Annotated in this window: 7 protein-coding genes; all 7 read left to right on the forward strand. The window is 52.0% G+C overall.

Translation table 11 applies throughout. The features are described from left to right. The first annotated feature begins 232 nt into the window (after positions 1 to 232). Positions 233 to 3,457, forward strand: a complete 3,225-nt coding sequence (gene ileS / locus Q0X35_RS01070; protein ID WP_297564542.1) for an isoleucine--tRNA ligase — start codon at positions 233 to 235, stop codon at positions 3,455 to 3,457. After that, on the forward strand, positions 3,454 to 4,983 hold the full coding sequence (locus Q0X35_RS01075; protein ID WP_297564543.1) for a folylpolyglutamate synthase/dihydrofolate synthase family protein: 1,530 nt from the start codon (positions 3,454 to 3,456) through the stop codon (positions 4,981 to 4,983). The genes ileS and Q0X35_RS01075 overlap by 4 nt, the downstream gene beginning before the upstream one ends. A gap of 60 nt (positions 4,984 to 5,043) precedes the next feature. Then, a complete protein-coding gene (gene ndk, locus Q0X35_RS01080; RefSeq protein ID WP_297564544.1) occupies positions 5,044 to 5,457 on the forward strand; it encodes a nucleoside-diphosphate kinase in 414 nt (137 codons plus the stop codon). A 3-nt stretch (positions 5,458 to 5,460) separates the two neighbouring features. After that, on the forward strand, positions 5,461 to 9,021 hold the full coding sequence (gene smc / locus Q0X35_RS01085; protein WP_297564545.1) for a chromosome segregation protein SMC: 3,561 nt from the start codon (positions 5,461 to 5,463) through the stop codon (positions 9,019 to 9,021). A 316-nt stretch (positions 9,022 to 9,337) separates the two neighbouring features. Beyond that, the gene (locus Q0X35_RS01090) at positions 9,338 to 9,748 is read left to right on the forward strand and encodes a hypothetical protein (protein WP_297564547.1); all 411 of its coding nucleotides are present in this window, start codon (positions 9,338 to 9,340) and stop codon (positions 9,746 to 9,748) included. Continuing rightward, positions 9,745 to 10,905 (forward strand): signal recognition particle-docking protein FtsY, encoded by a 1,161-nt coding sequence (gene ftsY, locus Q0X35_RS01095; protein ID WP_297564549.1) that lies wholly within the window; start codon positions 9,745 to 9,747, stop codon positions 10,903 to 10,905. Before Q0X35_RS01090 ends, ftsY begins: the two co-directional genes overlap by 4 nt. A 64-nt stretch (positions 10,906 to 10,969) precedes the next feature. Next, positions 10,970 to 11,343, forward strand: a 374-nt coding sequence (locus Q0X35_RS01100) for a signal recognition particle receptor subunit alpha (protein WP_297564551.1), incomplete at its 3' end; no start/stop codon positions are given.

An 11,343-nucleotide genomic window follows, 5' to 3' on the forward strand; every position in this document is an offset into this window, starting at 1 on the left:
GATTGGCTAGATTAGACTCGCATACAGAGCGATGAACCGGCAATCACCGGGGAGCTTCCGGAAGAACGGCATAAAGCGCAGATAAGCAGTTTATGCTCAGTAGACCCGGACGGGTAGGATCCGAGATAATTTTTTTAATGAGCGGTCTGCCGAGAGGTAGACAAGCGGGGTGGTACCGCGGTGTGAAAGCGCATCGTCCTCGTGGGCCAAAGTAATCCACGAGGAGAAAAGAATGACCGATAAGAACCACTATCCGCTGTATAAGGGCGGTAAAGTAGCTGCTTCCCCCGATCTTCCCCAATTAGAAGAGAATATTCTCAAATTCTGGGCCGAAGATAATACTTTTCAAGCCTCAATTGATAACCGCCCGGCCGGCAAAGATGGCTCGAATGAATTTGTGTTTTACGATGGGCCTCCTTTTGCTAATGGTCTACCGCACTACGGGCATTTACTCACTGGCTATGTAAAAGACTTAGTGGCGCGCTTTCAGACTCAATTAGGGCATAAAGTTGAGCGTGATTTCGGTTGGGATACCCACGGTTTGCCAGCTGAGCTAGAAGCCGAACGCATTCTTGGCATTGAAGATAAATCCGAAATTGAAGAAAAGTTCGGAATTGAAAGCTTTAATGATGCTTGCCGCTCTTCCGTCATGACCTACGCCGGAGAGTGGAAAGATTATGTGACTCGCCAAGCGCGGTGGGTAAATTTCGATGGCGGCTATAAGACGCTCGATCCGACCTATATGGAATCGGTGATTTGGTCTTTTAAGACTCTTTACGATAAGGGCCTCATCTACGAAGGCTACCGCGTACTGCCATATTGTTGGAATGACGAAACTCCTCTTTCTAATCATGAATTGAAGATGGATGACGACGTCTACCAGGATCGGCAAGACCAAACCGTCACGCTCGGTTTGCGCTTAGAGAGCGGTGAACTGGCACTTATTTGGACCACCACGCCGTGGACTCTACCTTCGAATCTTTTAATCGCCGTCGGGCCTGATATTGAGTACTTGACGGTGGAGCCGAGCGAAGGGCCACTGCAGGGTGAAAAGATAATTATTGCGGAGGCGCGCTTAGCTGACTATGCGAAAGAGCTAGGAGAGAATCCGCGGGTAGTGGCGCGGCAAAAAGGTAGCGATCTCGCAGGGCGGAGCTACTATCCCATCTACGATTACTATAATCGCGAAGAAGAAGCTCCGGGGCCGAAAGCCTGGCAGATTTGTGCCGCCGATTTCGTATCTACCGAAGACGGTACGGGGCTAGTACACTGCGCTCCCTACGGCGAAGACGATATGCTCCTCATGAATAAAGTAGGGGTAAAAGTAATCGAAACGGTAGATGAAGGCGCAAAATTCTATAAGCGTATCTCCGACTATGCCGGCATGCAGGTATTCGATGCCAATAAAGAGATTATGCGCGATCTGCGCAATAGTAGCGGGCCGTTGAGCCGGAGAAGCGCCGAAGAGCGAGCCGTTTTAGTGCGGGAGCAATCTTATGTGCACTCCTATCCGCACTGCTGGCGCTGTCGGAAACCACTTATCTACAAGCCAGTTACCTCTTGGTTTGTGGAAGTGACCAAATTCCGCGACCGCATGGTGGAACTGAATCAGCAAATCACTTGGCAGCCGGAGCACATTAAAGACGGTATTTTCGGCAAATGGCTGGAAGGCGCGCGCGACTGGTCTATTTCGCGCAACCGCTACTGGGGCACCCCGATTCCGGTGTGGAAATCCGATAATCCAGATTATCCCCGTATCGATGTATATGGGTCTTTTGCTGAATTAGAGAGAGATTTTGGCCGTTTGCCTGTGGGACCAGATGGGGAGCCGAATCTGCATCGGCCTTATATCGACGAGCTAACTCGCCCCAATCCAGATGATCCGAGTGGTAAATCCACTATGCGGCGGATAACCGATATTTTGGACGTCTGGTTCGATTCTGGATCTATGCCCTATGCGCAGAAGCACTATCCTTTCGAAAACCAAGACTGGTTTGAGCACCACTTCCCAGGAGATTTCATCGTGGAATACGTGGGGCAGACGCGCGGCTGGTTCTATGTGATGCACGTACTGAGTACGGCTCTATTCGATAAGCCCGCTTTTACCTCCTGTATTTGCCACGGCATTGTGCTGGGGAATGACGGAAGAAAAGCCTCTAAATCGCTGCGTAATTATCCAGATCCGATGGATATGTATAAAGAGTATGGTTCCGATGCGGTGCGTTGGATGCTTATGAGCTCTCCGGTGTTGCGGGGTGGGGATCTGATCGTCTCGGAAGAAGGCATTAGAGAAGCAGTACGGCACGTGATACTGCCGCTGTGGAATACCTATTATTTCTTTACTCTCTATGCGGGAGCTTGCAATAATGGCGCCGGCTATTTAGCGAAAAAGCTGGATCTAGCCGATAGTGAGCAATTGGCGCAGCTCGAAGTGATGGATCGCTACTTGCTTTCCCATACTGCAGCTTTAGCAGATGAAGTACGGGATGCTTTTGTGAATCTGGATATTCCGGCGGCGGCGGAAAAGGTACGCGCCTATATCGATCTGCTCACCAATTGGTATGTGCGCACCACCCGCGATCGCTTCTGGAATGAAGATAAAACCGCTTTCGATACGCTCTATACAGCGCTCGAGATTCTTATGCGCGTAGTAGCGCCCTTACTGCCGATGATTGCGGAAGAAATTTGGCGCGGTCTCACCGGTGGTAGATCGGTACATTTAGAGGATTGGCCGCAAATTCCGGCAGCGCTCTATGATGAAAAACTCGTGCAGGTGATGGACGAAGTGCGGGATGTAGTTTCCCATACGCATGCGCTGCGCAAGGCGAATAAACTGCGCGTGCGCCAGCCACTCACTGCCTTGACGGTAGTCACTGCTCAAGACCTCACTCCATTTACCGAGCTGATTGCAGCGGAAGTAAATGTGAAGGAAGTAAAGGTACTGAGTGCAGATGAATCTGGTTTAGATATATCGGAGAAACTAGCCGTGCTGCCGCGCGAACTCGATCCAGATATTCGCCGTTATACTTCGGCACTTTTCCAAGCTGCCCGCGAAGGCAATTGGGAAAAGCTGGAGGAGGGAGTGCTTATGCACACCGAGCCAGAGATCAAATTGCTGCCCCATCAGTATGAACTCACCACGGTAGTGAGTGCGGCTACCGGTTCGGTGGCGGCTGTGCTGAACTCGGGAGCTTTCGTCGTGCTCGATACGCTCCTTACTCCGGAGTTGGAAGCAGAAGGATATGCACGCGATGTAGTACGCGTAGTGCAGGATAAGCGAAAAGCTGAAGACCTGCATATTTCCGATAGAATTCGCCTCGAATTGCGAGTACCGGATGATAAAGTAGGTGCCGTAGAGGCTAATTTGGCTATGATTAAAGAAGAGACGCTCTCTCTCGAAGCGAAAGTGCAGGGAGGCAGCGCTGATATTGAAGTACAGGTGGAAAAAATCGGATGAGTGGAGAAGAAAATTCTCCTGCCGATGAGGCAGAGCAGTTAGAAGCAGCAGCCCTGGCTGCTCTGCTTTCTTCGGGGCTAATTGTGGGGCCAGACCCGCATATCGTAGAAGAAGTGCGGGAAAGCCCCGATTTAGCCCCGGAGCCACCTAATGAATATGCGCTCGAAAGCCAAGTCGAAGAGATTTATCAAGAAATTTCGCAGCGGGCTCCGGAGCACAAGATTCAGCCCTCTACCGAGCGGGTAGCTGCGTGCCTAGAGTATCTAGGCAATCCACAGGATTCCTATCGCGCTATTCATATTACGGGTACGAATGGGAAGACCTCTACCGCGCGGATGATAGAGGCGCTGCTCAGAGAAAAAGGGCTGCGTACGGGGCGTTTCACTTCTCCACACCTCACCTCGGTACGGGAGCGGATCTGTATAAACGGGGTAGCTATTTCGGCTGCGGATTTCATTGAAACCTGGGAAGAAGTAAAGCCCATAATCGAGATGGTAGATGCCGAGTCGGTGCAATCCGGCGGATCGCCACTTTCTTTCTTCGAAGTATTTACCGTGATGGCCTACGCCGCTTTCGATACTGCGGCGATAGATGTGGCGGTAGTAGAAGTAGGGATGGGCGGAATCTGGGATGCTACGAATGTAATCACTGCGGATATTGCAGTACTGATGCCGGTCGGTCTAGATCATCAAAAATGGTTAGGGGCCACGGTAGCGGATATTGCGCGGGAAAAATTAGGGATTTTGAAGGAGCGAAAGACTCTTATCTGCGCTCCCCAAATGCCAGAAGTGATGCAATTGGTAGAAGAAAGGGTAGCTGCTCTGCACGCGCGGCTGTTCTATTTCGGGGAAGATTTTCGGGTGCTGAATCGCGAGCGCGGAGTAGGTGGGCAGCTAATCTCGGTACAGACTCCAGCTGCTCGCTATGAAGATGTGCCGGTGGCTATGTTCGGCGCTCATCAAGCCTTGAATGCGGCAGTCGCTTTGAAAGCCGTCGAAGAATTTTTCGGCGGGGGAGCACTGGACGCACGCGGGGTGGAGCAAGCGCTGATGGCTACCACTTCTCCGGGGCGCTTGGAAGTACTTAAAGGCTCTCCTACAGTGATCGTAGATGCTGCCCACAATCCAGCGGGTATGGAAGTGACCCTGGCAGCTTTAGAAGAAAATTTCCCCGGAGAGCGCATTGCCGTATTTTCTGCTATGGCAGATAAAGATATTGCGGGAATGCTCAGCCTTATGGAGCCGAGTTTCTCCAAGATAGTAGTGACGCAGATGCCCGGGCCACGCGGTGCTGAATTAGCGGATTTAGCGGCACAGGCCGCAGAAGTATTCGGCGAAGATAGGGTGCGGGCGGAAGCCGATTTAGGTAATGCTATTAGCGCAGCCGGGGAATTAGCGGCGGCTAGTGAAGTAGATGCCGCTCGGGAATCTAAATTCCTCCCGCCCAGTATCGTAATTCTCGGCTCGATTATGCTGGTGGCACAGGCGCGTGAACTCTTAGGAGCTCGCCGCCCGGACAGTATCTGAAAAACTATACTGCCTGCTGTTATTAGGGAGAATCTACGGGAAAATGCTACACTTTTAGACATGAGTGAAAAGACTTTAATACTAGTAAAACCGGACGGCGTAAAGCGCGGATTGACCGGAGAAATTCTCAAGCGAATTGAAAATAAAGGCTATGTGATTACCCAGCTGCGGATGCTGGAAGCTACGCCAGAGCTTTTAGCTAAGCACTATCATGAGCACGTAGAAAAGCCTTTCTATCCGGAATTAGTGGAGTATATGACGGCCGGGCCTATAGTCGCAGCCGTCGTAGAAGGCACGCGCGTAATTGAAGGAGTGCGGGCGCTTTCCGGCGCAACGGATCCGACGGCGGCCGCTCCGGGAACTATTCGCGGAGATTTCGGGCGTTCTTGGGAAGGAGGAGCTATCTATAATTTGATTCACTCCTCGGATTCTCCGACCTCAGCTGCACACGAAATTTCGGTGTGGTTCGCCTAAAACGTGCATCTAAAAACTCTGGTACTGCGCGGTTTTAAATCTTTTCCGGCTTCGACTCTCTTAAAGTTTGAGCCCGGAATTAACTGCGTGGTAGGCCCGAATGGTTCGGGAAAATCTAATGTAGTGGATGCCTTAGCCTGGGTGATGGGTGAGCAAGGCGTAAAAAACTTGCGCGGCGGCAATATGGCAGATGTAATTTTTGCCGGTACCGCAGCTCGCCCCGCTCTAGGTAGAGCAGAAGTATCCCTTACTATCGACAATACCGACGGGGCATTGCCGATAGATTATTCCGAAGTCACCATCACGCGCACCCTTTTTCGCTCAGGCGGTTCTGAATACGCCATAAACGGCACTCCCTGCCGGTTGCTCGATATTCAAGAATTACTCTCCGATACCGGTATGGGTAAAGAAATGCACGTGATTATCGGGCAAGGGAAATTAGATGAAGTGCTGAGCGCTACGCCAGAAGAACGGCGCGGTTTCATCGAAGAAGCCGCCGGAGTGCTGAAGCATCGAAAAAGAAAAGAAAAAGCTCTGCGCAAACTGGAGGCAATGCAGGCAGATCTGCTGCGCATTGAAGATATAAGTGCCGAACTTCGCCGGCAGCTAGGCCCGCTGGCGCGGCAAGCAGCGGCGGCGAGGCGCGCGCAAGTGATTCAGAGTGAAGTATTTGCCGGCCGGGCGCGAATTCTCGCTGACGATATTGCCCAAGCGCAAGCGCGCCTCAGCTCCCAAAATAGTGATTCCTCGCAGTTGGAAGAAGAAAAAGCGCAGCTCGGTGCAGTGCTGACTGAGAAAAAAACGCATCTTGCGCAGTTACAGCAAGACGCCGAAAATGCCAATCCACATTTAGCGGCGCTTATTGCGCGCTGGCAGCAACTTGCTTCTTTGGTGGAACGCTATCGCGGACTTATTCAACTGGCGCAAGAGCGGATGCGCTCTTTAGAAACGGCAGCGCCGGCGCCGGCGGGTGAAGACCCAGAGCAGCTGCGCCAACGCGCCGCACAGGTAGCTGCCCAAACCGCAGAACTAGAGCAAGAAATAGTAGCTGCTCAGCAGGAATTGCAGGCAGTTATTGCGGAGCGGGAAACTAAAGAAGCGGCAGAGAAAAATTTAGATCAGCGCCTCGGGCAGATGAACCGTTCGGTAGCGGATAGAAGAGAAACAGCTGCGCGACTGGGCGGAAAAATAGCTGCGGCGCGTTCTCGCCTCGAAGCTTGGGCAGAAGAATATGAGCGAGTGCAGAAAGCCACGGTGGCAGCGCAGGAGCGAGTGGCGGAAGCAGCTGCACAGATAGCGGAATTAGAGCAAGATGCAGTGGCGGAGAGTGACGGGGGAGATGATATTTCCCAGACCTATGCCGAGCTCGCCGGGCAACAGCAAAAATGCGGAGAAAAAGTAGAGAATGCGCGGAAAAATTTAGCTCTTGCACAGCAGCGTGCCGCCGAGTGGCACGCTAAGGCTGATACGCTACAGCTCTCTCTAGCACCCGAAGATGCCACCGCTTGGGTAGTGAAAGATTATCGGCTCGGGGTATCTGGGCTAGTGCGAGACCATATTAAAATTCGGCGTGGCTGGGAAGCAGCCCTAGAAGCTGCTTTGCAAGGAATAGCGGGCGGTGCATTAATTTCCGATACGGCGGCGGCAGTAGATGCTTTAAGAGCTGCTCGCGCCGCGAAAGCAGGGCATCTCGAACTACTTATAACGGATGCACAGAAAAATTCTGCTGCTCTAGCGCAAGCGGCCCTGCAAGCCCTGCAAAGTAGTGGATTTTCTGCAGATAGAGCGCAGATAGCGAGTGAAGTACTGCTAGGAGAAGACCGCCCCACCCAGGCACTGCGGGAAATGCTGGCCGGTACGCTGCTCTGTGTAGATTTAGTGACGGCAAAAGAGCTACTCGCTTGCGGAGCTCCGCAAGTAGCCACTGCGGAAGGTGATTTACTTTCGCCGCATCGGGTGGCGGGCGGAGAAGTAGATAAGAATCTACTGCTCAGCCGGCAGAGTGCTTTCGCGGCGGCAGTGGAAGAAGCGGAAAAAGCGAAAACGGCGGTGGAAAAAGCGGCTCAGGCGCTGGAATCTGCGCAAGCAGAAGCAGAAAGAGTACAGAGCGACTATGAGAATGCCGGTCGGGAATTGAATGCGCGCGATGCGCGGCTCGCAGCCGTTACTGCACAGCTTGGCGTATTGCGCCAGAGCTTGGCGGCCGGAGAGAGCGAAGTAGAGCGAAATCAGGCCCGAGCTGAACATATCTGCCAAGAGCAGGAAAAGGGAGAAAGTGAATTAGCGGCTGCGGAGCAAGCACACGCTGATTTAGGGGTACAACCGCAGGATTTGGAGAAAAAACTTCTCGATTTACAAGAAGAGCAGCGGGCTGCTCATATCGACAGCATGGAAGCGCGCGGAAAAGAAACAGAAGCGCGGTTATTGCTGCGTACGCGAGAAGAAAGATTGCGGCCACTCGCTGGAAAAGTGGAGTATTTAGAAAAATCTGCGCGAATCGCGGAAGAAAAACTGGCGCAGGCGGCGCGGGCAGCAGCGCGGCGCGCAGAATTGCGCAATGAAATTCAGGAACTTTCGGAGCAAGCGGGGCAGGCTCTCGCAATAGCAGAAAACTTGCTGCAGGCGGCACAAGAGGAGAGAAATGCCGCCGACGCTGCGCGCTTAGAACGCGATACAGCTCTGCGTGCCGCGCGGCAAGAAGTAGATGATTTGGCAGAAAAAGCGCACCAGTTAGAAGACCTGCAGCATCAACGGGAATTAGCGCGCACGGAAATGCGGATCCAGTACGAGCAACTAGCGGCGAAGTCGGTGGAATTATTGGGGGTGGAACCGGATACTCTTATAGAAGAATACGGCCCGCATCTGCCTATCGTCACTGCCGAAGGGGAAGAAATCCCCTATGTGCGCGCCACTCAAGAGCAGAATTTAGCCCGGGCAGAAAAAGCCCTCGCGCGATTAGGGAAAATTAATCCCCTCGCTCTCGAAGAGCATGCCGCCTTAGAGGAGAGGCAAAAATATCTGACTACGCAATTGCAGGATCTGCGGCGCTCGCGGGCAGATTTGCTGCAAATTGTTGAAGAGATTGATGCCCGAGTGGAAGGCATAATGCAGCGGGCTTTGGCAGATGTGGCAAAAGAGTTCCAAGAAGTATTTTCTTATCTTTTCCCCGGGGGAGAGGGGAAGCTAGAGCTTACAGATTCTACTTCCCCGCTCACCGCCGGAGTTGATATTTTTGCGCGCCCGCCCGGGAAAAGAGTAAAGCGTCTTTCACTTCTCTCGGGAGGAGAGCGTTCGCTCACCGCTATCGCTTTCTTAATGGCTATTTTTAAAGCGCGCCCCTCGCCTTTCTACGTGCTAGACGAAGTAGAGGCCGCTTTAGATGACACTAATCTTTCCCGGCTATTAGAGCTTTTCCGTAATTTGCAGCGCAATTCCCAGTTACTAATAATTACGCATCAAAAGCGCACTATGGAAATAGCGGATGTAATTTACGGAGTGGCGATGCGCGAGCAAGGAGTGACTTCCGTGATTTCGCAGCGTTTGCCGGAGCTGCTGGGAGAATAAATACCTGGTGTGCAAAGCCTAAAAGCGTGAGATGAAATAGCGCGTTCAGAATTTGTGTATGGATTGAGGGTGTCGGATCTAGGATACTAACTGTGGATCTGGGTGCTGGATCTGGGGTGCTAATTGGGAATCTGGGATACTGATTGCGGATTTGGGATTCTAAATTTGAAATTCTAATTGTGAATTTAGGGCTTATTGCCAGTATTCAGTTCCCCTTAAGGATATTTTTACGTAGACTGAGCGCGTGCTTCTGCTAATCATATTATTTCTAATAATTTTTTCCCTAACTTTGCTTGCGTTGGGCGTTATACTCTATTTGAGCTGGGGAAATAAAGAGTTTATTTCTCCGCTACAGCTGCTTAAATCCGCTTTTACGCCGCCAGAGAAACCGCGCACCTATGTGCCCACAGTGCAGCCGGTAGAGGCGGCCGCTATTTTTCAGGATTTTTCTCCTGCCGCCGAATCCGCAGAGCTCTCCGCCGGATACTACCAATTTGCAAGAGTGACGGATGTTTTTTCGGCGTTCACTCGCCCCCGCGCTTCGCGGCGGCAAAATCCCCCTATAATAGAGGAAAAGAAGGCAGCTACCGAGGCTACGGAAGTTACCGAAGCTAATGAAACCATCGAAGCGATAGCAGCTAATGAAACCGCAGAAGCTAGTGAAGTTAAAGAAGACGCCTCGCGTGTAAATGACGCCTCGCGCATAAATCTAGGAGCTACAGAGTGAATACCTTAATTATTGCCCTCGTACTTGGTGTAATTTTCCTGGGCGGCGGTGCCATACTTATCTACAAATACCGCCAAAAATCTACTGCAAAAGAACTTCCTGGAAAAGCTAGTAAAGCACAGTTAGAAGCCGAAGCGCTGGTAGATGCGGAAGTAGTAGAAGATATTCCGCCGCTTGCTGCTAGCTCAGCGGCTCCTGCAGAAGAAATCCAGAGTGCTCCCGAGTCGCTTCCTTCGCGTATGCAGAGAGTACGGGCGCGGTTAGCGAAATCGAATGGTGTGGGTAAAGCGCTGCTCTCAGTGCTGTCGCGCGCAGATTTGCAGCGTTCTGATTGGGAGGAAATAGAAGAAACGCTTTTGCTAGCAGATGTGGGGCTAGATGCTACCACTGAGCTGCTCGATATTCTGCAACGTGAAGTAAAGGTGCGCGGAAATTCTGATTCGGCAGTGGTGCGAGAAATTTTGCGCACAGAATTACTAAAGCTAGTGGAGGCGCCGGCGCCGCGCGAATTGCAAATAGCTCCTACGCGCGGGGAATCTGGAGAGACCCTCCCCGCCGCTATTCTCATGGTAGGAGTAAATGGCACCGGCAAGACTACTACTACTGGGAAGCTCGCCCGGCTGCTGGTAGCGGAAAATAAAAAAGTAGTGCTCGGGGCAGCCGATACTTTCCGGGCAGCCGCTGCGGAGCAGCTGCAAACTTGGGGAGAACGAGTTGGAGTGCCGGTGGTGCGCGCCGCAAAAGAGGGAGCAGATCCGGCGGCAGTGGCTTTCGACGCAGTGGAAACGGCCTGCCAAGAGCAAGCAGATGTGGTGATTGTGGATACGGCCGGCCGGCTCCAAAACAAAGCGGGCCTTATGGACGAACTGAGTAAAATAAAGCGGGTAATGGAAAAGAAAGTACCGGTAAAAGAAGTACTTTTAGTCTTAGACGCCACCACCGGCCAGAACGGATTGCGGCAGGCAGAAGTATTTGCGCAAGCTGCCGGCGTGAGTGGAATCGTTTTAGCTAAATTAGACGGCACGGCCAAAGGTGGAATAGTGATTTCTGTGCAGCGCGAGCTGGGGGTGCCGGTAAAATTTATCGGTCTCGGCGAAGGCGCAGATGATTTTGCTCCTTTTGAGGCAGAAGCCTTTGTGGATTCTTTGCTCGGCTAGCCTATGCCCTAGAATAGGGGCAGTTAATAGATTTTATAGAAACTAACTTGAACAAGGTGGGTGCATGTTTAGCTCTCTTTCCGATCGCCTTACTAACTCTTTGCGTAATTTACGTAAACAAGGCCGGCTCAATGCAGAAGACGTAGAAAAAGTAGTCAGTGAGATGCGCCGCGCTCTCTTGGATGCCGACGTGGCATTGCCAGTGGTGCGTTCATTTACCGATGCGGTCAGAGAAAAAGCGACGGGAGCAGTTGTTTCCGAAGCGCTCAACCCGGGGCAACAAGTAGTAAAAATAGTAAATGAAGAATTAATTGCCATGCTCGGGGGAGAGAGCCGGGAGCTCAATTGGGCAAAAACTCCTCCTACTGTCATTATGCTGGCGGGTTTACAAGGTGCTGGAAAGACCACTCTGGCCGGAAAGCTAGGGCGTTGGCTGCG

The organism is uncultured Arcanobacterium sp., assembly GCF_947253055.1.
GTDB lineage: Bacteria > Actinomycetota > Actinomycetes > Actinomycetales > Actinomycetaceae > Arcanobacterium_A.